At 45.9% G+C, this 23,968-nt stretch carries 28 protein-coding genes; 19 read left to right on the top strand and 9 right to left on the bottom strand.

Going from position 1 to position 23,968, the window contains the following annotated elements; all coding sequences use genetic code 11:
* Positions 1-27: 27 nt before the first annotated feature.
* The 7 genes from MIC7113_RS03555 (at position 28) to MIC7113_RS03580 (ending at position 5,054) form a co-directional block, all read left to right on the top strand.
* The gene (locus tag MIC7113_RS03555) at positions 28-624 is read left to right on the top strand and encodes a DUF6272 family protein (protein WP_015180809.1); all 597 of its coding nucleotides are present in this window, start codon (positions 28-30) and stop codon (positions 622-624) included.
* Positions 625-657: 33 nt separating this feature from the next.
* Positions 658-1,002 carry a slr1659 superfamily regulator gene (locus MIC7113_RS03560; RefSeq protein WP_015180810.1) on the top strand — a complete coding sequence of 115 codons (345 nt, stop codon included), beginning with the start codon at positions 658-660 and terminating at the stop codon, positions 1,000-1,002.
* Positions 1,003-1,072: 70 nt separating this feature from the next.
* Positions 1,073-2,701, top strand: a complete 1,629-nt coding sequence (locus MIC7113_RS03565) for an adenylate/guanylate cyclase domain-containing protein (protein ID WP_015180811.1) — start codon at positions 1,073-1,075, stop codon at positions 2,699-2,701.
* A 165-nt stretch (positions 2,702-2,866) separates the two neighbouring features.
* Positions 2,867-3,064 (top strand): 50S ribosomal protein L35, encoded by a 198-nt coding sequence (rpmI, locus tag MIC7113_RS34415; protein WP_015180812.1) that lies wholly within the window; start codon positions 2,867-2,869, stop codon positions 3,062-3,064.
* Between the two features lie 128 nt (positions 3,065-3,192).
* Positions 3,193-3,549, top strand: a complete 357-nt coding sequence (rplT, locus tag MIC7113_RS03570; RefSeq protein ID WP_015180813.1) for a 50S ribosomal protein L20 — start codon at positions 3,193-3,195, stop codon at positions 3,547-3,549.
* Positions 3,550-3,614: 65 nt separating this feature from the next.
* Positions 3,615-4,400, top strand: a complete 786-nt coding sequence (locus MIC7113_RS03575; RefSeq protein ID WP_015180814.1) for a transporter substrate-binding domain-containing protein — start codon at positions 3,615-3,617, stop codon at positions 4,398-4,400.
* 126 nt (positions 4,401-4,526) lie between these two features.
* Entirely contained in the window at positions 4,527-5,054 is a 528-nt protein-coding gene (locus tag MIC7113_RS03580; protein ID WP_041779881.1) for a tetratricopeptide repeat protein, read from the top strand.
* Positions 5,055-5,139: 85 nt separating this feature from the next.
* Here the strand turns inward: MIC7113_RS03580 and MIC7113_RS03585 are convergent, their stop codons facing one another.
* The 4 genes from MIC7113_RS03585 to MIC7113_RS03595 form a co-directional block, all read right to left on the bottom strand.
* Positions 5,140-5,790, bottom strand: a complete 651-nt coding sequence (locus tag MIC7113_RS03585; protein WP_015180816.1) for a DUF5673 domain-containing protein — start codon at positions 5,788-5,790, stop codon at positions 5,140-5,142.
* 249 nt (positions 5,791-6,039) lie between these two features.
* A complete protein-coding gene (gene purH, locus MIC7113_RS03590) occupies positions 6,040-7,599 on the bottom strand; it encodes a bifunctional phosphoribosylaminoimidazolecarboxamide formyltransferase/IMP cyclohydrolase (RefSeq protein ID WP_015180817.1) in 1,560 nt (519 codons plus the stop codon).
* A gap of 248 nt (positions 7,600-7,847) precedes the next feature.
* Positions 7,848-7,976 (bottom strand): photosystem I reaction center subunit IX, encoded by a 129-nt coding sequence (gene psaJ / locus MIC7113_RS34420; RefSeq protein ID WP_015180818.1) that lies wholly within the window; start codon positions 7,974-7,976, stop codon positions 7,848-7,850.
* A gap of 39 nt (positions 7,977-8,015) precedes the next feature.
* A complete protein-coding gene (locus MIC7113_RS03595; RefSeq protein ID WP_015180819.1) occupies positions 8,016-8,510 on the bottom strand; it encodes a photosystem I reaction centre subunit III in 495 nt (164 codons plus the stop codon).
* Between the two features lie 149 nt (positions 8,511-8,659).
* Between MIC7113_RS03595 and tsaD the strand changes: the two genes are divergently transcribed.
* Entirely contained in the window at positions 8,660-9,703 is a 1,044-nt protein-coding gene (gene tsaD, locus MIC7113_RS03600; protein WP_015180820.1) for a tRNA (adenosine(37)-N6)-threonylcarbamoyltransferase complex transferase subunit TsaD, read from the top strand.
* Positions 9,704-9,758: 55 nt separating this feature from the next.
* Here tsaD and MIC7113_RS03605 read toward each other — a convergent pair whose 3' ends face one another.
* Positions 9,759-10,664: an alpha/beta fold hydrolase gene (locus tag MIC7113_RS03605; protein WP_015180821.1), complete on the bottom strand. Its 906-nt coding sequence runs from the start codon at positions 10,662-10,664 to the stop codon at positions 9,759-9,761.
* 92 nt (positions 10,665-10,756) lie between these two features.
* Positions 10,757-11,071, bottom strand: coding sequence for a hypothetical protein (locus MIC7113_RS03610; protein WP_015180822.1), 315 nt, complete (start codon positions 11,069-11,071; stop codon positions 10,757-10,759).
* Positions 11,072-11,644: 573 nt separating this feature from the next.
* Here MIC7113_RS03610 and MIC7113_RS03615 point away from each other — a divergent pair.
* Both MIC7113_RS03615 and MIC7113_RS03620 read left to right on the top strand, forming a co-directional pair.
* Positions 11,645-12,178, top strand: coding sequence for a GAF domain-containing protein (locus tag MIC7113_RS03615; protein ID WP_015180823.1), 534 nt, complete (start codon positions 11,645-11,647; stop codon positions 12,176-12,178).
* A gap of 161 nt (positions 12,179-12,339) precedes the next feature.
* The gene (locus tag MIC7113_RS03620) at positions 12,340-13,830 is read left to right on the top strand and encodes a CIA30 family protein (protein WP_015180824.1); all 1,491 of its coding nucleotides are present in this window, start codon (positions 12,340-12,342) and stop codon (positions 13,828-13,830) included.
* Between the two features lie 71 nt (positions 13,831-13,901).
* Here MIC7113_RS03620 and MIC7113_RS03625 read toward each other — a convergent pair whose 3' ends face one another.
* Positions 13,902-14,684: an RNA polymerase sigma factor SigF gene (locus MIC7113_RS03625; protein WP_015180825.1), complete on the bottom strand. Its 783-nt coding sequence runs from the start codon at positions 14,682-14,684 to the stop codon at positions 13,902-13,904.
* A gap of 327 nt (positions 14,685-15,011) precedes the next feature.
* Here MIC7113_RS03625 and MIC7113_RS03630 point away from each other — a divergent pair, with 327 nt between their 5' ends.
* From MIC7113_RS03630 to MIC7113_RS03655, 8 genes are all read left to right on the top strand, one after another.
* Positions 15,012-15,740 (top strand): Bax inhibitor-1/YccA family protein, encoded by a 729-nt coding sequence (locus tag MIC7113_RS03630; protein ID WP_015180826.1) that lies wholly within the window; start codon positions 15,012-15,014, stop codon positions 15,738-15,740.
* A gap of 124 nt (positions 15,741-15,864) precedes the next feature.
* A protein-coding gene (gene prfB / locus MIC7113_RS03635; RefSeq protein ID WP_155897920.1) for a peptide chain release factor 2 occupies positions 15,865-16,972 on the top strand; the annotation gives its coding sequence in 2 pieces (ribosomal slippage) (positions 15,865-15,936 and positions 15,938-16,972; 1,107 coding nt in all).
* A gap of 177 nt (positions 16,973-17,149) precedes the next feature.
* Positions 17,150-17,365, top strand: coding sequence for a DUF3285 domain-containing protein (locus MIC7113_RS34425; RefSeq protein ID WP_015180827.1), 216 nt, complete (start codon positions 17,150-17,152; stop codon positions 17,363-17,365).
* Positions 17,366-17,401: 36 nt separating this feature from the next.
* Complete coding sequence (ybeY, locus tag MIC7113_RS03640; protein WP_015180828.1) at positions 17,402-17,923, top strand: rRNA maturation RNase YbeY; 522 nt, start codon at positions 17,402-17,404, stop codon at positions 17,921-17,923.
* Between the two features lie 2 nt (positions 17,924-17,925).
* On the top strand, positions 17,926-18,090 hold the full coding sequence (locus tag MIC7113_RS37910; RefSeq protein WP_226883589.1) for a hypothetical protein: 165 nt from the start codon (positions 17,926-17,928) through the stop codon (positions 18,088-18,090).
* On the top strand, positions 18,056-18,493 hold the full coding sequence (locus tag MIC7113_RS03645; protein WP_041779883.1) for a diacylglycerol kinase family protein: 438 nt from the start codon (positions 18,056-18,058) through the stop codon (positions 18,491-18,493). Before MIC7113_RS37910 ends, MIC7113_RS03645 begins: the two co-directional genes overlap by 35 nt.
* A gap of 75 nt (positions 18,494-18,568) precedes the next feature.
* Entirely contained in the window at positions 18,569-19,201 is a 633-nt protein-coding gene (locus tag MIC7113_RS03650; protein WP_015180830.1) for an anthranilate synthase component II, read from the top strand.
* A 162-nt stretch (positions 19,202-19,363) separates the two neighbouring features.
* Positions 19,364-20,143 carry an MBL fold metallo-hydrolase gene (locus MIC7113_RS03655; protein WP_015180831.1) on the top strand — a complete coding sequence of 260 codons (780 nt, stop codon included), beginning with the start codon at positions 19,364-19,366 and terminating at the stop codon, positions 20,141-20,143.
* Positions 20,144-20,232: 89 nt separating this feature from the next.
* Here the strand turns inward: MIC7113_RS03655 and MIC7113_RS03660 are convergent, their stop codons facing one another.
* Positions 20,233-21,585: an adenylate/guanylate cyclase domain-containing protein gene (locus tag MIC7113_RS03660; protein WP_015180832.1), complete on the bottom strand. Its 1,353-nt coding sequence runs from the start codon at positions 21,583-21,585 to the stop codon at positions 20,233-20,235.
* Positions 21,586-21,731: 146 nt separating this feature from the next.
* Positions 21,732-22,274, bottom strand: coding sequence for a carboxymuconolactone decarboxylase family protein (locus MIC7113_RS03665; RefSeq protein WP_015180833.1), 543 nt, complete (start codon positions 22,272-22,274; stop codon positions 21,732-21,734).
* A gap of 327 nt (positions 22,275-22,601) precedes the next feature.
* Between MIC7113_RS03665 and MIC7113_RS03670 the strand changes: the two genes are divergently transcribed.
* Positions 22,602-23,915 carry an aminopeptidase P N-terminal domain-containing protein gene (locus MIC7113_RS03670; RefSeq protein ID WP_015180834.1) on the top strand — a complete coding sequence of 438 codons (1,314 nt, stop codon included), beginning with the start codon at positions 22,602-22,604 and terminating at the stop codon, positions 23,913-23,915.
* Positions 23,916-23,968 lie beyond the last annotated feature (53 nt).

A 23,968-nucleotide genomic window follows, 5' to 3' on the forward strand; every position in this document is an offset into this window, starting at 1 on the left:
AAACTTTTCACCAATGACCAAGGAGCAATGACCAAAATCGATATGACCCAGATATTTGGTGATTTTACTGACACTCTGCCCGACGGTCAGGAAGGTCTGACCATGGTATTTTCGCCAACCTCTGTCCCACTTAAGCAGCGTTGGCGCAATAATGGTTTATCTGCGGATTTTATGGCAGATTATTTTGCCACCTTTTTTCCTGGTAGTGAGGAGGCTAACTGCGAAACGGTCACCCAAGAGCAGGTTAAAAGCGCCGTTAGTTTTATCGCCAATGAGTTATTAGAAAATGCCATGAAGTTTAATGACGAATCATTACCACAACCGATCAGTATTAGACTTCAAATGGATAGCCATAGACTGGTTTTCCTGGCAACTAATAGTGTCCATCCCCAAAGAGCCAAACAATTCCAGCAATTCATTCAAGAGTTAACGACCTCAGACCCTAGCGAGTTATACCTTTGTCATCTGGAAAAAGATCCGGAAGACACCAATGAAAATCTCTCTGGGTTAGGCTTGTTAACGATGATTAATGATTATCAGGCTAAGCTTGGCTGGAAGTTTGAGATGGTTGATCAAAATCCGGATGAAATCGCCGTGACTACAATGGTGCAGTTAACAGTATAGGTCACTAAAATGATGATAAGGAGTTCATGTTTCATGGAGATTCAGTCTAAAGATTACAGCATCTTTTACGACTCAGTGACCACAACAATTAGCTGCCAGGGTTCGCTTCGTCTCAATGGAATGGAAGAGTATGCATCTATCGTCAAGTTACTCAATGATGTAGCTGATCATGACCCACCGACGTTGACCTTGAACTTACGAAATTTAGAATTTCTCAACAGTTCAGGAATTAATGTAATCTCAAAATTCGTGATTAAAATACGTCAGAAAGGAACGATTCAAATGCTTGTTCTAGGCTCTAAGAGCATTCCTTGGCAAGGGAAGTCGTTAAAGAATTTGCAACGTTTGATGCCAAAATTACAACTGGAATTAGAATGATTCCTCTATCAGGTGCATCGTTCGACATGAACTATACAGGTAAAGTCGCTTTGATCACGGCACAATCCTTATGGCGATGCAGGCAGAACAACTATCATCAGAACAGTTACTTCTAGAAATAGAAAGACTACGCCAAGAACTAGAAGCCGTAAAGCGGGACAAGCTCGATCTGGAAATTTTACTGGAGACGACGACGATTCATGCTGATGCAATCGAAGTTATGTTGCATCAGTCCAATCAACAACTCCAAGCTGAAATTGCTGAACGTCAACGTGCCGAAGCGGCTCTCCAAGCTTGTGCCATAGAACTTCAGTCTTTTTTAGACGCTTTAGCTAGGGACAAAGCAGATCTAGAAGTATTGTTAGAAACAACAACAGAACACGGCGATACGGTAGAAGATTGGTTGTACAACCAGGCAGAGGAGGCGGTAGTCAACGGAGAGAAGAGGCTGGCTCAATTTTTGGATGCTGTGCCGGTCGGGGTGTTCGTCCTGGATGCCACTGGGAAACCCTACTACGCCAATAAAATGGCACAGCAAATCCTGGGACAAGAGAGTAAACCGGGAACCAGCGCCCCTAACTTGCCAGAACTCAGTCAAATCTATGTTGCGGGAACCAATGAGTTGTACCCATGCGAACTCCGACCAATTTTACGGGCATTAAGGGGTGAAAGCGGAACGATTGATGATATGGAAATCCGCCAAGGGGACAAGGTTATCCCCCTAGAAGTGTGGGCGAATCCAATCTTTGATAAAAAGGGCAGAGTTGAGTATGCGATCGCCGCGTTTCAAGACATCACCGATCGCAAAAAAGCCGAAGCCGAACGGAGAAAATTCACTTCAGAACTGTTTCAACTCAACCATGCATTCTCCCGCTTTGTCCCGCGCCAATTTCTTCAGTTTTTAAATAAAGACAGCATTGTCGATGTCCAGTTAGGTGACCACGTACAAAAGGAAATGTCGGTGTTATTCGCAGATATTCGCGACTTTACCACCCTCTCCGAAAGTATGACTCCAGAAGAAAATTTTACATTTATTAATGCTTATTTAAGTCGCATGGAACCTGCGATTGTTCTAAATCAGGGACTTATTGATAAATATATCGGCGATGGGATTATGGCACTGTTTAGTAAAGGTGCTGATAACGCCCTGAAAGCGGCGATTTCTATGCTGCAACGTCTGGCTGAATATAATCAAGGCCGTGCTAAAGCTGGCTACATGCCCATTCAGATTGGCATTGGTATCAATACAGGGTCACTCATGTTAGGCACGGTGGGGGGATACTCCCGGATGGACAGTACAGTGATTAGTGATGCAGTTAACTTAGCTTCTCGGATTGAAGGATTGACAAAAGATTATCGGGTATCATTATTAATTTCTCACCATACTTTTTCACAATTGCAGGATGCAAATCAATATGCTTTTCGCCTCATTGATCGAGTGAAAGTTAAGGGGAAATTAGCAGCAGTGAGTGTCTATGAAATCTTTGATGCCGATCCGCCGAAAATTCGAGACGCTAAGTTAGCGACCAAAACCGCCTTTGAAGAAGCCTTGTTGCTCTATAATCTCCATTCTTTCAAAAGTGCGTCACAACTGTTTGAAGAATGTCTGCACCTTAACCCAGAGGATACTGTCGCACAAATTTATCTAGAACGCTGTCAAAGAATGGACAGTACGTTAAGGTCTAACCCAAGAGCGTGATAGTTACCACAAACGATGAATGATGAACGAAGAGTTAGGGTGGAAAGCTGCCTCTTATTAAAGAGAGTCTTAAAGAGGATAGCTTGCAATCCTGTTCCCTGACATTTGCTTAAGGGGCAGGGAGAGTAGTACTATTGTAGATTGTGCCCTTATTAAAGTTAGTCCATGCCGAAACTAAAAACGCGCCGAGCAGCGGCAAAACGTTTTAGAGCTACTGGTAGTGGCAAAATTGTACGCCGCAAAGCGTTTAAAAACCACATGCTAGAACACAAGAACTCATCTCGGAGGCGGCGTCTGTCTCAGAAAGCACTGGTCCATGAACGCGACGCTGAAAACGTGCATTTGATGCTTCCCTATTTGTAGAGATTAGGGATGGGTGACAAGGGAGCAAACTGAGATCGCTCTTTAATCCCGTTGCCTGCACTCGCCTTGAACCACTGACAGGTGTCTGCCTGTCCTATCCAGTCACAACTTACAACTTAGAACGAATCATGACACGGGTAAAACGCGGTAACGTCGCTCGGAAACGACGCAAAAAAATTCTGAAGCTGGCTAAAGGGTTCCGGGGTTCTCACTCCACGCTGTTTCGCACGGCTAATCAACAGGTGATGAAGGCGCTACGGAACGCCTATCGCGATCGCAAAAAGCGCAAGCGTGATTTCCGTCGCCTGTGGATTACTCGTATTAACGCCGCAGCGAGAATGAATGGCGTAAGCTACAGCCAACTGATGGGTTTGATGAAAAAAGCCAACATTCAGCTCAACCGCAAGATGCTGGCTCAATTAGCTGTACTCGATCCAACCAGCTTTAATCAAGTGGTGGAATTGGCGAATCAAGCTGGAAAATGAGGGTTGGGTAATGGGTAATGGGGTAGACTATTGCCCAGTTCCCAGCCTAAAACGAAAGATAGCCAATGGGGTTTAACCGCAAGTTCTTCAGTTTTAGTTTTGTCGTGGCATGGGTGACGCTGTCTTTGGTGACACCTGCATCAGTTTTTAGTGCTGAGCTCAACGAGATTCAGCAGCGGGGTGAGTTAATTGTTGCCGTAAAAGACAATCTGCGCCCCTTGGGTTTCCGTGACGTATCGGGGAATTTGCAAGGGCTGGAAATTGATATTGCCAAACGTCTAGCTGAAGAACTGTTGGGAAAACCAGATGCTGTGGTTTTGCAGCCGGTGAAAAATACGGATCGGCTCAATAGGGTATTAGAAGGTAAGGTGGATCTGGTGATCGCCAGAGTGACGGCAACCGAGTCCCGTTCTCGATTAGTAGACTTTAGTAGGCCGTATTACTTAGATGGTACGGGATTTGTGACAAAGAATGCTTCAATCCGTCAGTTAAAGGATCTAACCCCAAAGGCGATCGCGGTTATTAATGGCTCTAGTACAATTCCGGTTGTGAAGCATAACTTACCCACCGCGAAACTGGTAGGGGTAGATTCCTATGAACAGGCGCGAGCACTTTTGGAAAAGGGAGGTGCTGATGCCTTTGCGGGTGATAATAGTGTCCTGACGGGCTGGGTTCAGGAATATCCTCAGTATCGGATGCTGCCAGCGCGGCTTTCGGCTCAAGCTTTGTGTGTCGTGATGCCGAAGGGGTTGCAGTACGCCAAACTGTACCAACGGGTGAATGAAGCGATCGCTCGTTGGCAAGAGTCGGGTTGGCTAGCCGAACGCATTGCCACTTGGGGTTTACCATAATTATAAGGATGAAGGATGAAGGATCGAGGATGAACAGTAAATCTTCATCCTAATGGGCAAGTGTGAATTCTAATTTTTCATACTTCATCCTTGACACTTCATACTTTTATTAGAGTTTCAAAAATGATGGAGAATTCACTTCCAATTGTTTATTTGTTTACATTACTAGTGCTGCTGGGCGCGGCTGGATGGGCAATTGTTCGGCAAGTCCTCAAAACTCGTAAAATCGAAACCGCTCTTTCACGGCTAGAAAAAAAGCTCAAGAAAGAACGAGGAACCGTTCAAGAGTATTACGAGTTAGGCAGCATCTATGCTGATAAGAAAATGTTTGCCCAATCGATCGGTTTGTTCCAAAAAGCACTCAAAGGTGTAGATGTTGAGGAAGAAAACCTTGCCCCTGTACATAATGCTCTAGGCTTTTCCTACTTTGCACAAGAACAATATGATATTGCCATTCGCGAGTACAAAGAGGCGATCAAGTTAGATCCCGGATATGTTACAGCACTTAACAATTTGGGTCATGTTTATGAGCGTAAGAAGTTAACTGCTCAAGCCTTACAAACTTACGAAGAAGCATTGAAGTATGAACCCGATAATGCAACGGCGAAGCGTCGAGCTGAGTCACTGCGTAAGCGGCTTGTACCTTCATCTTAAGGTGGGCTGAGCTTCCCAAGAGTTGGGATTAATAGAACTTCAGGGGCACTCTTGGGAGTGTCCTTTTTTACAGCCAATGACCAATTTAGATAGAGTTTCTCGTCTTCATCGCATCACCCAATAAGTATTGATTGATAATGCGTTCGATCGCCGTTTTGTGAATAACAGGAATTGCCCAACTCCGAGTATCAAATAAGGGAATAGGTTGTTTAAGCCAAACGGTTAAGGTATTTCCTTGTTTTCCCTCCCATGTGTAGGAGGCAATTTGTCCCCACTCAATTAATCCGAACTTAAAATAAATGCCATTTTCTCGCAGTTGCAAACGACTTAACCCAGCCCAATAAAAATAAAAAGCTGTAGTCCAGTATAAAACGACCTGAGAGATATAGTATTCTGGCAGGTGATAACTGCCAGCAAATCCTTTTCTCAATAAGCCGAAAAAGACAATCGTTTGCAGAGTAGCACTGATTACGAAAAGGAGACTCACAATCAACATAATCCTGTAAGTTGAGGGTCGCCCTAAATTCCATAAAAGAGAGCCTGCCCGTTTCCTACGTCGCGACCAAGTGAGGATATTGATCCAGAGAATCACTGAAAAAAGCAAAAATATGCCTGAAAAGGAAAAATCTTGCCAGGGTTGGGAGAGAAAAAGCAGGGCAAATATAATCCCAATCAGCAGTAAGAAAATCAAAGCGATCGCGAACAAATTTTTCCAGGCCGCTTTTTTAGCGAACATCAATTTTTTCCTCCTCTCATACCCCGTTCAGCTTCTTTCATAACAGTGGGCTTCCCGGCGATTAGATTAAGATAACCCAATCAGGAGGGGAATGCGGAGAAATGCCCAAACTATTTTTTCTTCCTTTGGTCGCCAAAAAAGTAGACCTCTTGCAAGCAAATAGCTAGGACGGACAAGAGGCCCATCCCACAAGAGTCATTTTTTCTGGTGGGGTAGAAGTTTAATCGCTTTGATTCCTCGCTAACAGAATCAATGCAAGAAGTGACGAACGCCAGTAAGCACCATTATTAAACCCAGTTCATTCGCCGCTTGAATCGAATCTTTGTCCCGCAAGCTACCACCTGGTTGAACTATCGCCACAATACCCGCCGCTGCCGCCGTTCGTACCGAATCATCAAAGGGGAAGAACCCATCACTCGCCAAAGTAGCACCTTGGGCTTTTTCCCCAGCTTGTTCTAAGGCAATTTTCACCCCCCCCACGCGATTCATTTGACCGGCACCAACCCCTAAGGTAGCCTGATCGCGTGTAACAACAATCGCATTGGATTTGACATGCTTACAAACTTTCCAAGAAAATAGTAATTCTGCCAATTGTTCAGGGGTGGGTTGCCGTTCTGTTACCACTTGCCAACTCTCTGGCGTCTCCACCACATCATCAGACGCTTGCACCAAAAAACCACCTGCAATCACTTTTACGGTTTGCTGCGGTCCCTTGTGTAAATCGGGCAAGATTAAAACACGCACCTTGGCTTTAGCGGCTAAAATTTCTTGGGCTGCTTCATCACAAGCGGGTGCCACAACACATTCTAAAAAGGTCTTGGTTAGTTCCGTGGCGGTGGGTGCATCAATGGGTTGATTTAACGCAACAATTCCCCCAAACGCCGAAACGGAATCCGCTTGAAAGGCTTTTTGATACGCTTCTACCAACGTTGTGCCTACCGCCACACCACAGGGATTGGTATGTTTGAGAATGGCTGCGGCTGGGGTATCGGGAAATTCGGCAATAATCCGCCGTGCGGCTTCTAAATCCACCAAGTTGTTGTAACTGAGCTCTTTGCCTTGGAGAATACTTGCTCCGGAAAACCCGGTTGGTACAGCCCCAACTTGATACCAAGCGGCTGATTGATGAGGATTTTCTCCGTAACGCAGGGATTGAAGTTGCTGTCCTGAGAGGAGAAATTGGGCAGGAAGTAATGGTTGTCCGGGACTCGTGGCTTGTAGAGAGTCGTCACTGAGGTAAGTGGCGATCGCACGATCATAAGCAGCCGTATGCCCAAATGCCTTTTGGGCGCAGACTCTCCTGAAATTCAACGGGGCTTCTCCCCCATTTTGTCGCAACTCCCGCAGGTAGTCGTTATAGTTCCCTGGATTGCACAACACCGTCAGATTCGCGAAGTTCTTCGCCGCTGCTCTTAGCATGGCAGGGCCACCGATGTCAATCTGCTCGATCGCTTCAGATTCAGTGACATTCGGGCGTGCGATCGTTTGTTCAAAGGGATATAAATTCACCACCACCAAATCGATGGGACGAATTTGGTGTGTCTCCATCTCCGCCCGATCCTGTGGCAAGTCCGGACGCCCCAGAATGCCGCCATGAATCCGAGGGTGCAGCGTCTTGACTCTTCCACCTAAAATCTCAGGGGAACCCGTGTAATCTGAAACTTTGGTGACGGGCAACCCTGCCTCTTGCAGCGCCTTTGCCGTTCCGCCACTGCTGATTAAATCAAACTCAAATTCCTCAACCAGTTGACGGGCAAAGTCGATTAGCCCAGTTTTATCCGACACACTCAGCAGTGCCAAACGTCCCATGAATTCTCCCCTGATTTGCTCGCTCACTAGCTATTATGCATATTTCAGCATATAGGGAAGTGCGCTCAAAGGAAAAAGGAACTTCAAGACCTAGAATTTTTGCCTAGAACTTGTATGCTGAAAGCCATTGAGGTACAAAAATGAGAAACCCTGTCTCCACGGCCAAGTAAGACAGGGTTCTGGTGTGAATTTGAGCGATGAAACTTGCGCTTAGGTTAACTCTTATTTAAAGAATAAACCCTTTGCGCTTAGGACATGGGATGGAAAAGTAGGTCTGGAAAAAAGCGATTAAATTCGATCAAAATTCCCGCTGTAACCGATAACAAAAGCATGATTAACACGGGCGCACTTGAAAGAAATCTCGGTAAACCGTCCATGAACTTCCTCCTAAATAATGGTCGTCAAATCAAACTCAATTAGCGGGGTGAGACAGGAATCTCTTCGTCCTTAGCCGTTAATTTACCTGTTGTTAATTCCCCAAGGGCTGCCAGAGGCCATGTGAAACCGGATAGCATGAAGCTGATTGCCTTGGGCACATCGATGATAATTTCTTTTTCTTCGGGGTTTGCTTCCTTTTTAATGGATTGTAAGTAGGCACGACCAACCCAACCAATCCAACCGGCTATATAGAGAAATAGGATGCTAGGAATTAGAAAGTCACCAGCCCGGTTTAAGCGACCATCTACAATCAGGTGGGGTAACCCCTCAGGGCCACAGTAAGCTTCAGAATAACGCTCAAACCGATTTTTTCCAGAATTGGGGTCGTCGGTGGTATTCTTGGCAGATTTAGCCCGTTGCTGAAACGCCTTAGATTCCTTACAAGGAACGAGTCCAGATACCTCGGCAGAGGCTGGAGTGATGAAACTAAACCACAGAGAAATGGCAAAAATTAGAGCCAACAATCGTCGCATAAAATTGTTTCCTTTTGTTAAGTAACAAAAAGTTATGTGTACACTATGAAGATTAAACGATGCGTACACCCAAGCAATCTTACTCTGACAGGTTAACCTAGTAAAGTTTAACGAACTAAAAGTAGTTTTATTAATGAAGGTCATGGGCAATGGCTTGCGTGTTAGCAATAGAAACCAGTTGTGATGAAACCTCGGTAGCAGTTGTCAAGGATCGCCACTGTTGCAGTAATGTCGTGACTTCTCAAATTCCGGTTCACCGCCAGTATGGGGGTGTGGTGCCGGAAGTAGCCTCACGCAGTCATCTGGAGACGATTAACCAAGCGATCGCCCAATCCCTTGCTGAAGCCCAACTCGACTGGGGGGCAATTGACGGGATTGCTGCCACCTGTGCCCCTGGCTTAGTCGGTTCCCTGCTGGTGGGGTTAACGGCTGCCAAAACCCTGGCGATTGTCCACCAAAAGCCGTTCATCGGTGTTCATCACCTGGAAGGACATATTTATGCCACTTATTTGAGTGAACCAGAATTAGAGCCACCTTTTTTGTGTTTGCTGGTTTCTGGCGGCCACACAAGCTTAATATATGTTAAAGATTGTGGTCATTACGAAACATTGGGAGAGACTCGTGATGATGCGGCGGGTGAAGCGTTTGATAAGGTAGCGCGGTTGTTGAAGCTAAGTTATCCCGGTGGCCCGGTCATTGATCGTTTGGCAAAGGAGGGGAATCCCAAAGCCTTTCCTTTACCAGAGGGGAAAGTGTCCCGTCCGAATGGGGGATATCATCCCTATGATTCCAGTTTTAGCGGCTTGAAGACCGCCGTGCTGAGGTTGGTGCAAAAATTGGGGCAGGATGAGTCTGAGTTACCTGTACCTGATATTGCTGCCAGTTTTCAGGATACTGTAGCAAGAGCGCTCACCAAACGTGCGATCGCTTGTGCTCGTGACTATGGGTTGAATACGATTGCCGTTGGGGGTGGTGTGGCGGCAAATAGCGGTTTGAGGAAGCATCTGCACGAAGCAGCCGTTGAACACAACTTGCGGGTTCTGTTTCCTCCTCTCATGTACTGCACTGATAACGCGGCGATGATTGGCTGTGCGGCGGCGGATCATCTAAACCTGGGACATATTTCTCCACTCACTTTAGGAGTTCAGTCGCGTTTGCCGCTTACTAGGGTAATGGAACTGTATAAGAGTTAGAGTCAGTTTTTTGGTATAGCTATCGCTAGAAAGATTACGGCCTACGAAAAGAGATTTATAGATAGGATTTAAAATACTTTTGTAACAACCCAATCATCACCTCTGGTTTCTCCAGATGCGGCAATATCCCAGTTTCTGAAATTACCTCAAATCCTCGAATCATTTTCGGGTTCAAACCCGCCAAACGCTGCCCCAAATCTTGGCGAGTAAACTGTGCTTCTTCTCCCCAAAATATAACAGTCGGCACTGTTAGTTGCGGGATATAAAGGGACAAATCAAAGTATAAGTCCCCTCTCAAAAAAGCCAATGCTGCGTATTCAGCATTAGGTTGTTGAGCTGAGGCTAAATAAGCCTCTACCATTTCCTGTGATACTCGTTCTGGGTTGGCAAACAAAAACTGTATCAGAAAGTTACTCACTGCCGCTTCATTCGTCGCTCCTAATGTATAAATTAGGTTGTTCAACAGGGGTATTCTAATGACATTCAGGGGCAATCTACGCCCAGCATCTTGCCCAAAGTCAGCAAATCCCGATGGACAAACTAGAAACAGTGCCTTGAATAATTCCGGACGTTCAATGGCAAGGCGAAGAGTCAAAGCACCCGTGAGAGAAGAGGCGACAACAGGCACTGGGGAGGAGTCACTCATCTGAGTCAGAAACTCAGCCAGTGTCGTCAGATAGTCACTCAGTTGATAATCTCGAATCGGGTGAGCTGATTGCCCCCAGCCAATTAAATCAGGAGCAATCACGCGGTATGTAGTCGCAAAAGCGGGATAAACTTTAGACCACTCGTAAGCGGAAGCTCCACCACCAAAGTTATGCAGGAAGATGAGTGGAGGTAATTTTTCCTCTTCTGGCGTATCGACCTTCCAAGGGGGTGCAACGGCAGTATAGTACACCATTGCACCCAAAGAGGTATCAACTACATTTTGCCCAAATCCAGGGGGGTGAAACTGGAGCATCAATATCAGGCTCGAAACCTTGAATAGATTTTAAGGAGTCAGTTGTTTGCGTTTTTTGGTGCTAGGGAAAAAACACCTTCATTCCCTAGTGTTTAAGATAAATTACACGATAATAACTGAAGAATCTTCTGAGAGGTCTGCGGGTTTTGTAGAGATGGAGCTTGCTTTATTTTGTCGTGATAGAGCGAAATCAAAAAATCAATTTCTTTTCGGGCTATTTTTCGCAGGCGTTGGGGAAGCGTCGGTTCAACAATATCGTAAGTTTCTACAGCTTCTTCCAGCAATTCGAGAACTTCTTCGGGGATGGCATCCTGATACTGGGATGTCCTTTCCGCTGGTATCTCAACCAGTGTTAAACCAAAATCTTGCTCAGCAAAAACTTCCAAATCTTTAAAGTCCATTTTCATTTTTTTCTTCCCCTGATTCAAGGCGTTAATTTATTTATGAAAAGCCTTCTGTTAAGTCGGTGGAAAATTACAACACAAAGTGGGCATTGCCTACCTTAAATCCTCTAATCCTTTGGGAGAGAGCATTATCGGGAATGCCCACTTTACAACAAAGGCTGGGTTTCTTTCTTCCATCTACTTACTACTAGTCTTACCGATGAGTGCGGTAAGTGCAATAACTGAGACGATACAGTGAGCATTGAACTCGATATGGCTTAGGCTAACCTAGCCATGATGCATTAAATTTGCTTATCTTAAAACAAGAGAAATGGCAATAGTTTAATCATTGGTTTGGCTTGCAGTAGATGCTTTGTATTAAAAACATAAAATCTTCAATACTGATCAAACTCCGCCTAAAGAACTATTTTGAGCCATACTTATGTTATTTGGATAACATAACAGAACAATCCTGTCAGGGGTTAGTTTCAAATCTTTATAATCCATTTAGATTTTGAACGAAACAAACAGGATTTTGTGTAGACGATTAATTTATGCTCGCACAACTGTAAGCCTTAACAAGGTGTTAACAAGCTCATGAATAACCGAAGTCTACCCGATATCTTAGAACAAATTTTGACAATCGGCCGTGAGCCAGATGCGGTCTTTTCCGCTTTATTGCCAGCTTTAGGTAAGGTTTTGCAGTGCCACCGCTGCTTTCTTTACCTACGTAATCCACACACTAAAATGGGTAAAATCGATTATTGTTGGCGTCGGGGCGATCGCTATCCCGATGTCACTGACTCAGACTGGAAAGCAGAACCCGAATCGTTGCCCGACGAAGATCCATTGTTTGCTGCCGCATTGGGTACCAAACCCTCGATTTTTGTGGAAGATATCGAGACAGCTAATCCAGAGGTAGTCAATCGAGATTTCGAGCGAAAAAACTTTGGACACAGAGCCTTAATTCATTCTCACCTATGCCAGGACGGTCTTTTATGGGGAATTTTGCAACCCTGTCTTTTCGAGCAGCCTAGAGTATGGACTGAATTTGATCACTTCGTGATTACTCAAGTTGAGAAACAGATTACACCCCTTGCCATCACCTATGTAAAAGCCAATTGTCCTTAACAGATGAAATCGCATAAATAGGGTAAAGGTTAGAGTTCGTTTAAATAGCCACCAGCATCATCTCAATGAATCATGATGCCCTTAGACCTTAACGATCAAACCCCAATCCTACCCACTCACTTCCAATTCGATACACTGAAGAAAACGGTAAAGAGGCGATTGTGACTCATCAAAATCGCTCCCAATGGGATGCTGGCAGATTTTTAGAAACACTGACTTATTTTGAGGTTATTCCTTTTCTGAGCTGCCTAAAGCGGCTATTTACAAATCGTGCCAAAAACAAAACAGAAACTCAGGGCGGAAGTCAAATAATGGGAGTAATACTCGTAGCTGGAGCAACAGGTGGCGTCGGGAAACGAGTCGTGCGTCGTCTAATTGAGCATGATTATCAGGTGCGTGCGTTAGTTCGAGATGCCGAGAGGGCAAGGGAGATACTCGGTGAGAAGGTAGAACTGTTCGAGGCAGATATCACCCTCCCAGACACACTGACTCCTCAACTGATGAACAATGTTGTTGCTGTTGTGTGTTGTACAGGTGTCCGGGTGCAACCGGTCGAAGGCGACACCCCTGACCGTGCTAAATACTATCAAGGCATCAAATTCTATATGCCAGAAGTTGTGGATAGCCCTGAAATCGTGGACTATCAGGGTATCAAGAACCTCGTGCAAGCCGCCGCTAGAAGTCTGCCACAAGCAGCATCAACAGTACTATTTGATTTTAAACATCCCACAGACCAATTAAAAGAAACCTGGGGGGCTGTTGATGATGTGGTGATGGGTGGTGTGAGTGAGAGTTCGATGCGACTGATTGAGCAAGCCGCTCTCTTTAGTGGTAACGTCTCAACAGCCAACTCTGGGGGGTTTGCTTCCGTTCGCACCCGCAATTTTGACTCACCCCTCAATTTGACGGAGTACGAGGGCATCGAATTGCGAGTCAAAGGAGATGGACAGCGTTATAAGTTCATCCTCCGCTCAGAAGCTAAATGGGATGGTATTTCCTATTGTTATTCTTTCGATACCGAGAAAGACCAATGGATTGATGTTCGCGTCCCCTTTGAGGCGTTGATTCCCGTGTTTCGGGCCAAAACATTGCCAGATGCTCCCGCTTTCGATTCCAGCCATGTCTATGCCCTACAACTGATGCTGAGTAAGTTTGAGTACGATGGGGGACTCAATCCAAACTTTGCGCCGGGTGCCTTTGCCTTGCAAGTAGAAAGCATCAAAGCGTATGGGGGGGCGACTAAGCCACAGTTTATTATGATTAGCTCTGCTGGCGTCACCCGTCCAGGGCGTCCGGGAATCAATTTAGAGGAAGAACCACCAGCGGTGCGGATGAACAACCAACTCGGAGGAATCCTCACCTGGAAGCTTAGGGGTGAGGATGCTGTACGGGAAAGTGGAGTCCCTTACACCATCATTAGACCCTGCGCCTTAACGGAAGAACCAGGAGGAAAAGGATTAGTGTTCGAGCAAGGCGACAATATTCGGGGTAAAGTAAGTCGGGAAGATATTGCTGAGCTTTGTCTTCAGGTCTTAGAGCAACCGAAAGCTTGCAATGTCACTTTTGAAGTGAAAGAAGCAGACAGTTTTAATAGTTTCCACAACTGGGACAGTTTGTTCTCCAGTCTCAAACTAGAGAGTGGTGATAAATAGATAACACATATACAGTTGCGTTTGACAGGTTAGCTTCAAAACCCCAAACTTTAATCTTCAATGTTCAAACCCTAACTTGCAAGACGATCAGAGGTGTGAGGCTGCAACAGGGAGACTAAATCATTAACTCCCCGTTGTACGTATCGGGATACTGTAACTGGACTGACACCAATCTTTTTCGCGACTTCCTGACGAGATAAATCGTGGAAAAACACAAATTCAAGGGCAGTCTGTGTTTTCTTATCGAGTTGACCGATGGCTCCTTGTAGCTGTTGTCGCTCTTCTTCTCGATACTGCCAAGCTTCCTCTTGGGGGTCGGTTAGCGTCTCTCCGAAAGTCGTTGGGCTATCCGCCGTATAACCTACCGTCGCATCCAAGCTTAAAGGAAAGCAATTTCGAGTCGCTAGCTTACTCTCTATCCACTCTTTGAGAGATATCTGTAGAGCTTGAGCAATTTCGCTATCTTTGGGCAGGCGTCCTAGAGTAATAGTTAATTCTTTCGTGACTCTTCGGCCTTCCCGCTGAATTTCCTGCCAGCGGCGAGGAATCTTGACCAGAGTACCCTTATCACGGATGAAATGTAGCATCTCACCGCGAATGTAGGGCATCGCAAACGAACTGAAGGCATAGCCTTGAGAAGGGTTAAATCGTTCGATGGCGCGAATCAAGCCAATAAAGCCAATTTGCTGCAAATCTTCATAAGATTCGCGACACTGCCGACTGATTCGATAAGCAATCTGTCTTACCAGCCCTGCATTAAGTTGTACTAGCTGATTGCGAACTTTTATCGTCGGATTGCGATGGTAGGCAATCAAAAGTTCCATTCCCTGAAAACGTACAGACTGAGTTGCCATAATCAAAAAATTCCAGCAGTGGAAATCTATCTATCTCCTCAAGCCGACTTGGTTTTACCAAGCCATCTTGAACTCATTGTCTGTAGAGCCAAAGGATTACACCATCGTTGTTTTACGGAAATAAAAATCGTGAATTTTTTGACGTCTCCGCATAAATACGCAGATTTCACCGGAACTGACTGAGGAGAGGACACCCAATCGGTCTTCAGGCGAAGGTGCAAAAGCGGGTCTGTTCTTTTCTCTGCTAAGGTCTGTGGTTGTCAGTCACAATAGAAGCAAATAACAATTACTGTTTGTAAATCATCGGTAACGTTCCGAGGAAGTCTCATGAGTAACACCAGTAACTTTCGTCAGGCGATTCGCGAAGCTAAAGGTCAAGCGTTAGTTGGCCCTAACGTGATAGCCAACGCTCTGCCCTACGTCGGTGGCGGACTTGTCTTAACCGCACTCGGCACCTATGGAGGTCTGAGTGTTCTCCGTTCCAACCCAGGACTATTCATGACCACCTTCTGGGTTGCCTTTGTTGTTGAAATCGTTCTTTTCTTCGTCGCGAGTGGCGTTGCCCGCAAAGGGAACAATAGCGTTGCCCTGCCTTTGTTAGCGACCTACAGTCTGCTGTCTGGCTATACCCTCAGCGGTCTGGTATTCCTGGCTCTGAGAACACCAGGTGTAGGTCTAGCTGGCATTGGCTTTGCAGCCTTGAGTTGTGGAGTCACCTTTATTGGTGCGAGACAGATTGGCTCCAATTTGTCTGATGAAGACGGCATGGCGTTAGCCAAAACAGTACAGCTTGGCATTATTGCCCTAGTTGTTGTGGTCGTCGCTCAGGTACTCTTTTCCTTCTTCGGCATTTACACTCCCTCTTGGTTAGAAATTGGGATTTCTGGCGTTGGGGTCTTGCTGTTTGTCGGTGCCGCTGTAGTAGATTTCTACATCCTGCCTCGCTCCTACCGGGACGAGGAGTATCTGCCTGCCGCGCTCTCGATGTACCTAACTTACATCAACTTGTTCATCTTCATTTTGCGGCTGCTCATCGCCATTAACAGTCGGGATTAACACAGTTCCATCAATCCAGTTGTGGGGGTACGGACTGCCGTACCCCTACTTTTGTTTTACAGGACAAACTCTAGTTACAATCGACAATGCAACCCTCAAGTGGTCGCGAAGGACTGCAATTATCATGGAAGCATTAGACATTAAACGGGAAGTCGAAACGTTGTCACACCGCCTGGGTAAAACCCAGGACTATCTTTGACGTTGCCGCTCTCAACGCCAAAATTCACGACTTAGAGCAACTAGCGGCTCAACCCGATTTTTGGGATGATCAAAACGCGGCTCAGCAAACGCTGCAACAACTTAATGACATCAAATCCAACATAGAGCAGTACAATCAGTGGCAGGCTAAGCTGGAAGACGCCAAAGCGGTTTTGGAACTGCTAGAACTCGAAGCTGACACCGCTCTGCTCACAGAAGCTCAAACCAACCTGAATCAGCTCAGCCACGAACTTGACCGTTGGGAGTTGGAACAGCTCCTCTCTGGCCTCTACGACGCCAAAGGAGCCGTCCTCACCATCAATGCGGGGGCTGGGGGTACGGATGCCCAAGATTGGGCAGAAATGCTCCTACGCATGTACACCCGTTGGGCCGAGAAGCGTGGCTACAAAGTACACCTGGCGGAAAACTCGGAAGGGGATGAGGCAGGAATTAAGTCTGCCACCCTGGAAATTGATGGGCGTCATGCTTATGGCTACCTGAAATCCGAGAAAGGAACCCATCGACTTGTACGAATCTCGCCTTTTAATGCCAACGGCAAGCGCCAAACCAGCTTTGCTGGGGTGGAAATCATGCCGATGATTGATAATTCGGTTGAGCTGGACATTCCAGACAAAGATTTAGAAATCACAACCTCCCGTGCCGGCGGTAAGGGTGGGCAAAACGTCAACAAGGTGGAAACAGCCGTGCGGATTCGGCATATTCCCACTGGAGTGGCGGTGCGCTGTACAGAGGAGCGCAGTCAACTGCAAAACAAGGAAAAAGCCCTCGCGATTCTTAAAGCCAAGCTGCTGATTATTGCTCAAGAGCAACGGGCTAAAGAAGTGGCTGAAATTCGAGGCGATATGGTAGAGGCGGCTTGGGGTAACCAAATTCGCAATTATGTCTTCCATCCTTATCAAATGGTGAAAGACTTACGCACGAATGTGGAAACAACGGCAGTCGGCGATGTCATGGACGGCGACCTTGACCCATTTATTGAAGCCTACCTGCGTCAGGAAAATCAGCTCATCTAAATTTTCCCAGCCACATTCTCGCTCAAGTGCCAGCTTGTGGCTGTGGTTAATCCAAAATTCAAAATCCCTTAACCTTTGCAGAACACGGCGGGTCTGCCTATAATTGAGCTGCAATTGTAAAGCTAACTGTTACATTAGAAGCATAAAAAACCCTTAGAGCTAAACTTATTGTTTTTTATGAGCCAGCCATCTTCACCCACTACTGAGTCACAACCAACTTCTCTTGAGGAGACAACGGTGCCGGGTGCCGTCTCGACTGAGCCTAAACCCAGTTACGTCAAACTCGCCATGCGTAATATGGTACGTAAGCGGGGCAAGTCTCTACAGCATTTCTTCCTGACTACTGTGGGTCTTTTAACTGTAATGGTTGGTCTTGCTTATCTCACCCGTTAAACCTTTAGCAACAAGACTTTAGGAGACAGGACTCAAGTGGAAGTCGAAGTGAATGTGCAGGATTATTTTTCCACAGCCTCTGAGCCAACCGCTACTGAGACTGACTCCTTATCCTGCCCCATTGCGACCCCAACCTGGGAACGTTGGTTTGAGCAATGGCTAGACACCTTACAATCCGATCTCCCTGCGGCTGACGGCTACGAACTAACGCTTCGTCTCACTGACGATTCAGAGATTCAGTCACTCAATGCCCAGTATCGTCATAAAAATCAACCTACCGATGTACTTGCTTTCGCCGCTTTGGAGGTAAACTCTCCTCAGTTGCCGACTTCCATGCCGTTGTCTTTCCCTTTATATCTTGGTGATCTTGTGATCTCTGTCGAAACGGCTGATCGGCAGGCTCAACAACAAGGGCATTCCTTAGAAACAGAACTAGCCTGGTTAGCGACTCACGGTTTACTTCATCTTCTGGGTTGGGATCATCCCGATGAAGAAAGTTTAAAAGAAATGCTGAATCAGCAGGAAATCTTACTTGAGTCCGTGGAGCTAACTCTTTAGCGATGGTGATATCTACCGTTTATCAGTGTCCCTTCCCGATGGAATTTAAAGTCAATGGTGTCACAAAAGGCTCAATCTTCCACTTCCACCTACCTTACATCGCACTCTCTGTCTATACCTTCAGACTTGTCGATGCCCAAGCCCAACCACCCCGATCCCCTTGGTAACCACAACAGAGATTTAGCTTGGCAGATTGCCCCCACCTTATTTCTTAGTTTTAAATATGCCTGGACTGGAGTCCGCTATGCCTTTATTACCCAACGAAACTTTCGCATTCATACATTTATGGGCATCCTAGCCGTTGGCCTGGGTGTTTTTTTACAGTTAAGCTCTGTGGAAATTGCCGTCATTTCTCTGACCAGTGGTCTGGTAATGGTGATGGAGCTGTTAAATACAGCGATCGAATCGGTGGTTGACTTAACCGTTAAACAGTCTTACCATGACCTTGCCAAAATTGCCAAAGACTGTGCCGCCGGCGCTGTTCTCGTCTCGGCGATCGCATCTTTATTGGTCGCTCTAGCGCTGATTCTGCCACCGCTATTAACTCGGATTCAATCAGTTTTGTTTTAGTTATACAATGACGAGAGCTCTCAGTTTAAGGTATCATTGAGGGTTCTCATTGCTAGGCTCGAAGGAGTAGGCTTTTTGATCATTGTTATTGACAACTACGATAGTTTTACATACAACTTGGTGCAGTACCTGGGAGAACTCGGTACACAATTTCCTGTAGCTTCTGATATTCAGGTCTACCGCAATGACAAAATCGACCTCAAGCAAATCGAAGCGCTCCAGCCGGATGGAGTGGTGATTTCGCCAGGGCCAGGGCGTCCTGAAGATGCTGGAATCTCTTTAGATGTGATTCGTCAGTTAGGTTCGACGCTGCCAATTCTTGGGGTTTGCTTGGGTCATCAAAGTATTGGACAGGTCTTTGGCGGAAATATTGTCTCAGCGCCCGTGCTGATGCATGGCAAGACATCTGAAATCTATCACACTGGTGTTGGAGTTTTCCGAGGATTGGCCTATCCCTTCATGGCAACTCGGTATCATAGTTTAGTGATTGAGCGCCATAGCTGTCCAGATATTTTGGAAATTACGGCTTGGGTTGAGGATGGCACCATTATGGGGGTCAGACACCGGAACTATCCCCACATTGAAGGCGTCCAATTTCATCCAGAGAGTATTTTAACCTCTTCTGGAAAGCAATTGTTACAAAACTTTCTAGAATCACTGCCGGCGTCACAAAAAAAGTATGAAGTGGGTTCAACAAGCGGAGCATAGCTCCCTGTGAATGACAACAATGAGTCCAGTCATTGAATGCCTCGCCTCATTCTTCAAATGGGGTGACATGGCTTTTTAACATTCATACTTTATACTTCATTCTTGACGCTTACAGTCCTATTCTAAGTCAGTATTATCACAGGGGAATGAGTTCGAGAAAATATGAAACGGCGACAGTTAATGCGCTACGCGGGTGCAGGTTTGCTCACGACGATGGGCACAGTCATAGCTTCTGAATTTAGCCCCTCTTTGGCACAGAAACCTAGTGGTGGGCTTTCAGTGCAATGGCTAGGGCATACCTGCTTTTTGTTTACTGGAAGTGGATTGCGAATTTTGGTTAATCCCTTTCGCCCAATAGGCTGCACGAAGGGGTATCGCCCACCGAAAGTAGCCGCTGATTTAGTCCTGATCAGTAGCCAGTTGCTAGATGAAGGAGAAATTGAGGGACTACCAGGAGATCCTCAAATCCTCTATGAACCCGGTGCTTATAAGGTGAGCGGCATACAATTACAGGGAATTAGTATCGCTCATGATCGCGAGGGTGGACGCCGATTTGGTAGCAATGTCGCTTGGCTATGGAGTCAAAGCGGGATCAAGATTCTACATTTAGGTGGTGCTGCCGCACCACTGGAGATCGAGCAGAGAATTCTGATTGGGCGTCCTGATCTGGTGCTGATTCCAGTTGGCGGTGGCCCCAAAGCTTATAATCCTGAAGAGGCGAAGCAGGCCATTAGCGCACTCAATCCCAAAATGGTGATTCCGACTCACTACCGTACCCAGGCGGCGGATAGCTCAAATTGTGAGATTGTTGCGGTAGATGAGTTCTTAACGTTGATGGATGGGATGACGGTACGTCGCACTAACAGCAATGCGATTGCGCTTAAGTCATCGGATTTGCCGGAAAACCGTTCAGTGATTCAACTGCTAAGTTACAACTTTTAGCTTAATCCGTCAGAAGCCTCACCTTGAACTACCCTAGAGCGTTAGTTCAATGAATAGTAGGGGCAATCCCCCATGGTTGCCCCTCTCAATTACCGAGAAAAGTGCAATCTTTGATATCTGTCTGAATAAAGCGCATTAAATTCATCATTGGGTAATAAACCTAATGGATCGAGAGCCAAATGTTTTTTAATTCCATTAACAAAATACATATCAATATTACCCTTATTTTTAGCGGCAATTTTCCCCCGATAATCACAGTCAAAAAAATCTTTAACCAGCTCATAAGTTGACTTAGAGATATTAATACAACCCGTAAGACTACATGATTCTAGGCGGGCTGCTGTATTCACCGTATCTCCCCAAACATCGTAAGAAAATTTTTTCTTACCAATCACACCAGCGAGTAAGGGCCCGGAATGTATTCCCAAGCGAATTTCCCAAAAAGGTTGCTGCTTTTGCATTTTTTCATATCTCCGCCAACCCATAAAAGCTTTAATTTGTAAAGCGGCGAGGACAGCATCAAGAGCATGAGTAGAACTAGGGGTAGGAATTCCGCCAACACACATATAACTATCACCGATCGTTTTTAATTTTTCCAACTTGTGGGTTTCAGCCACCATATCAAAAAACGAAAAACAATAATCTAGCTCACTCACTAATTCTTCGGGAGTGATTTGCTCTGCGAGTCGAGTGAAATCCTTGAAATCCGTAAATAAAATCGAAGCCGACTCATAATGAACTGGTTTTACTTTACCCGTTTGTTTGAGTTCCTCCGCAATCTTTTGGGGAAGCGTGTTTAAAAGGAGTGTGTCCGACTTACGCCTTTCTTGCTCTAATTCCGAGTACAGTTTATTCATCTCCTCCAACAGTCGATTCATATCCTCAAATCGCTTGGCATTTCGGATAGCGGTTGAGACTTGTACCGCCAGTAAGTGAACAATGCGTAAATCTTCTTGAGTGTAGGCATTTGGCTGTGTGGTGGCAAAGTTCAATGAACCCAGAATTTGATTTTCGCTTTCCAAAGGAATAATAATTTGCGAAGGATAGACACCCAGAAATGTATTGGTATAATCCTGTGAATTGAGCTGGGGTTGTCTGGTTTTCAAAGCACGACCAATGGGTTTGTCCTCTAGGAAATCATAGACGTTATATTCTATTTCAGGACCAAATAGCTTGATCAGGCGGTAAGAACCGTCATAGTTCTGGAGACAAACACTACAGTGTTTGAAGTCGAGCAACCATTTAGCTTGCTTACCTACGATTCGCAAAATTTCATTTAAATTGAGGGAGCGGTTAATCGCATTAGCAATTTCATTAACCGCCGCAATCCGTACCGATAGGGCTTGAACCTCAGTGATGAGGTGTCGGGTTGTCTCGATGAGTTGTTCCCGATCTTGATCTTCCAAACTTTGGCTATTAATTGAAAAACGGTTAGAACTCATCTAAACACATCCAAGATGTCCCTATTGTCAACATCACAACTCCACTCAATCAACTGATAAAGCGCAAAGGTGGTGAAGAATTCCAGACTGAGGTTTCACATTACTCTCTTCATCTTATTGAGCTAAGGGATGGTGGGGTGTTAACCTTATAACTGATCAATTTCTAACGCGATCGCATCTGTGTATTGATTAACTTCTGTAAACAAATTTGCCGTCGTAATCAACTCAAAGATTTCTGCTGAGTCTAGTCCCAACTCTTCTAGCTGTTGGTAATGGATATCTTTTAAATGCCGGGGTTTAGTCGCCGCAAGTAGCCCAAAGCGAATCACTGCTTTTTCTCGTTCCGGCAGTGGACAGTTGTCAAAGTCTGCAACCAGCATCTGAAGCACTTCTTCACTAATCCCTAACGCGGATAATCCATGCAAGTGAACTTGGAGAGCATACTGACTCTGATTCGCTTGGGAAATAGCAACCCCAATCATTTCTTTAATCGTGCGGGGCACATCCCCCTGAAGGATGATTGAGCGAAACTTTTTCCAACTGGCTTCCAAAAAGTCAGGATTGCTTGCCATCGATTTGAACAAATTTGGCACCATGCCAAATCCCAACTCTGTGCGAATTTCCTCATAGACAGCCTTGACCTTTGGATCAGTTACGTGTTCATAGTCTTGGATGGGAAAGTGTGCCATAGCGACTTCCTGTGTTAATAACTGTGGATACAGATTGATTGTGCAAATAGAGATGGGTAGATGAAACCTGATTTCGGCGGATATTCGCCTCACTCAGGAGTGATAGAAGTTCTAAATCTCTGATCTTTCAGTAAAATGCCTGTAGGGTTTGAGTAAAATACTTGGTAACGCACCCTGGTCGCGAGAACCAAACTGACCTAAAAAATGCAACCCTCTAAAGCATCAAAATAATAACTTTGGCCGACCTTTGTCCAGTGAATGACTTAAGTCGTTAAAATCGCAAGATAAGCGTTAGATCCTCGCAAGTTAGAGAAAACGAAAACAGATATGATTCCGCAAACCGAGTACACAGAACGTCGCGAACAGTTGATGGCGAAGATTGGCAATGGTACCGCGATTTTTCGCAGTGCCCCGGTTGCGGTGATGCACAATGATGTAGAGTACGTTTATCGACAAGACAGCGACTTCTTTTATTTAACAGGGTTCAATGAACCCGAAGCGGTAGCAGTCCTCGCACCGCATCACGAAGAACATCGATATATTCTATTTGTTCAACCCAAAGAATGGGATAAAGAAGTCTGGACTGGTTATCGGACAGGGGTGGACGCCGCTAAGGAAAAATATGGTGCAGACGAAGCCTATCCCATCGCGGAACTGGGTGAAAAGTTACCGAAGTATTTGGAAAAAGCCGATCGCATTTATTATCATTTAGGGCGCGATCGCCAGTTCAACGATTGTATTATCACCCATTGGCAACAGTTGATGGCGACCTATCCCAAGCGCGGCACCGGCCCGATTGCGATTGAATCCACCCATCCTATTCTCCATGCCATGCGTTTGGTTAAAAGCCCAACGGAGTTGGAGATGATGCGAAAAGCCGTGGAAATTTCGGTTGAAGCCCACAACCACGCCCGTAAGTTTACCCAACCCGGACGCTATGAGTATGAAGTCCAGGCGGAGTTAGAACACATCTTTCGCTTGCGGGGTGCCTTGGGGCCAGCTTATCCCTCAATTGTGGCGTCAGGGATGAATAGCTGTATTTTGCACTACATCGAGAATAATCGGCAGATGCAAGAGAATGACTTACTGCTGATTGATGCGGGTTGCTCCTATGGGTACTACAACGCAGATATTACTCGTACCTTCCCGGTGGGCAACCACTTTACCCCAGAGCAAAAAATCCTGTATGAGCTGGTGTTGAAGGCGCAGTTAGAAGCGATCGCGCAAGTGCAACCCGGAAACCCCTACAGTTCATTTCATGATACTGCCGTGCGGGTATTAGTTGAAGGGTTGATGGACTTGGGACTGCTGGCGGGTGATATTGAAGAAATCATCAAAGAGGAAAAGTACAAACCCTTATACATGCACCGTACCGGACACTGGCTGGGGTTAGATGTTCACGATGCGGGTGTTTATAAGCATGGGGAAAACTGGCAAACATTACAACCCGGTCATGTAGTCACAGTAGAACCGGGGCTGTATATTGGTCTTGATGCTAAACCAGCAGAAGGGCAACCAGAAATTGATCAGCGTTGGCGTGGCATCGGCATTCGGATTGAGGATGATGTTTTAGTCACCGAGTCGGGACATGAGGTGCTGACTGCCGGTGTACCGAAAGCCATTGAGGATATGGAACGGTAAAAGCAAAAGGGTGCGTGAAGAAGGCAGAAGGCAGAAGAAGGAAGGTTCCGTTC

It is taken from the genome of Allocoleopsis franciscana PCC 7113 (assembly GCF_000317515.1).
GTDB classification, from domain to species: Bacteria; Cyanobacteriota; Cyanobacteriia; order Cyanobacteriales; family Coleofasciculaceae; genus Allocoleopsis; species Allocoleopsis franciscana.

What these genes read in the sequence shown, in the direction of transcription:
- MIC7113_RS03555 (WP_015180809.1), top strand. Translation starts at nt 28, where the DNA reads ATGACCAAAATCGATATGACCCAGATATTTGGTGATTTTACTGACACT.
- MIC7113_RS03560 (WP_015180810.1), top strand. Translation starts at nt 658, where the DNA reads ATGGAGATTCAGTCTAAAGATTACAGCATCTTTTACGACTCAGTGACC.
- MIC7113_RS03565 (WP_015180811.1), top strand. Translation starts at nt 1,073, where the DNA reads ATGGCGATGCAGGCAGAACAACTATCATCAGAACAGTTACTTCTAGAA.
- rpmI (WP_015180812.1), top strand. Translation starts at nt 2,867, where the DNA reads ATGCCGAAACTAAAAACGCGCCGAGCAGCGGCAAAACGTTTTAGAGCT.
- rplT (WP_015180813.1), top strand. Translation starts at nt 3,193, where the DNA reads ATGACACGGGTAAAACGCGGTAACGTCGCTCGGAAACGACGCAAAAAA.
- MIC7113_RS03575 (WP_015180814.1), top strand. Translation starts at nt 3,615, where the DNA reads ATGGGGTTTAACCGCAAGTTCTTCAGTTTTAGTTTTGTCGTGGCATGG.
- MIC7113_RS03580 (WP_041779881.1), top strand. Translation starts at nt 4,527, where the DNA reads ATGGAGAATTCACTTCCAATTGTTTATTTGTTTACATTACTAGTGCTG.
- MIC7113_RS03585 (WP_015180816.1), bottom strand. Translation starts at nt 5,790, where the DNA reads ATGTTCGCTAAAAAAGCGGCCTGGAAAAATTTGTTCGCGATCGCTTTG.
- purH (WP_015180817.1), bottom strand. Translation starts at nt 7,599, where the DNA reads ATGGGACGTTTGGCACTGCTGAGTGTGTCGGATAAAACTGGGCTAATC.
- psaJ (WP_015180818.1), bottom strand. Translation starts at nt 7,976, where the DNA reads ATGGACGGTTTACCGAGATTTCTTTCAAGTGCGCCCGTGTTAATCATG.
- MIC7113_RS03595 (WP_015180819.1), bottom strand. Translation starts at nt 8,510, where the DNA reads ATGCGACGATTGTTGGCTCTAATTTTTGCCATTTCTCTGTGGTTTAGT.
- tsaD (WP_015180820.1), top strand. Translation starts at nt 8,660, where the DNA reads ATGGCTTGCGTGTTAGCAATAGAAACCAGTTGTGATGAAACCTCGGTA.
- MIC7113_RS03605 (WP_015180821.1), bottom strand. Translation starts at nt 10,664, where the DNA reads ATGCTCCAGTTTCACCCCCCTGGATTTGGGCAAAATGTAGTTGATACC.
- MIC7113_RS03610 (WP_015180822.1), bottom strand. Translation starts at nt 11,071, where the DNA reads ATGAAAATGGACTTTAAAGATTTGGAAGTTTTTGCTGAGCAAGATTTT.
- MIC7113_RS03615 (WP_015180823.1), top strand. Translation starts at nt 11,645, where the DNA reads ATGAATAACCGAAGTCTACCCGATATCTTAGAACAAATTTTGACAATC.
- MIC7113_RS03625 (WP_015180825.1), bottom strand. Translation starts at nt 14,684, where the DNA reads ATGGCAACTCAGTCTGTACGTTTTCAGGGAATGGAACTTTTGATTGCC.
- MIC7113_RS03630 (WP_015180826.1), top strand. Translation starts at nt 15,012, where the DNA reads ATGAGTAACACCAGTAACTTTCGTCAGGCGATTCGCGAAGCTAAAGGT.
- MIC7113_RS34425 (WP_015180827.1), top strand. Translation starts at nt 17,150, where the DNA reads ATGAGCCAGCCATCTTCACCCACTACTGAGTCACAACCAACTTCTCTT.
- MIC7113_RS37910 (WP_226883589.1), top strand. Translation starts at nt 17,926, where the DNA reads ATGGTGATATCTACCGTTTATCAGTGTCCCTTCCCGATGGAATTTAAA.
- MIC7113_RS03645 (WP_041779883.1), top strand. Translation starts at nt 18,056, where the DNA reads ATGCCCAAGCCCAACCACCCCGATCCCCTTGGTAACCACAACAGAGAT.
- MIC7113_RS03655 (WP_015180831.1), top strand. Translation starts at nt 19,364, where the DNA reads ATGAAACGGCGACAGTTAATGCGCTACGCGGGTGCAGGTTTGCTCACG.
- MIC7113_RS03660 (WP_015180832.1), bottom strand. Translation starts at nt 21,585, where the DNA reads ATGAGTTCTAACCGTTTTTCAATTAATAGCCAAAGTTTGGAAGATCAA.
- MIC7113_RS03665 (WP_015180833.1), bottom strand. Translation starts at nt 22,274, where the DNA reads ATGGCACACTTTCCCATCCAAGACTATGAACACGTAACTGATCCAAAG.
- MIC7113_RS03670 (WP_015180834.1), top strand. Translation starts at nt 22,602, where the DNA reads ATGATTCCGCAAACCGAGTACACAGAACGTCGCGAACAGTTGATGGCG.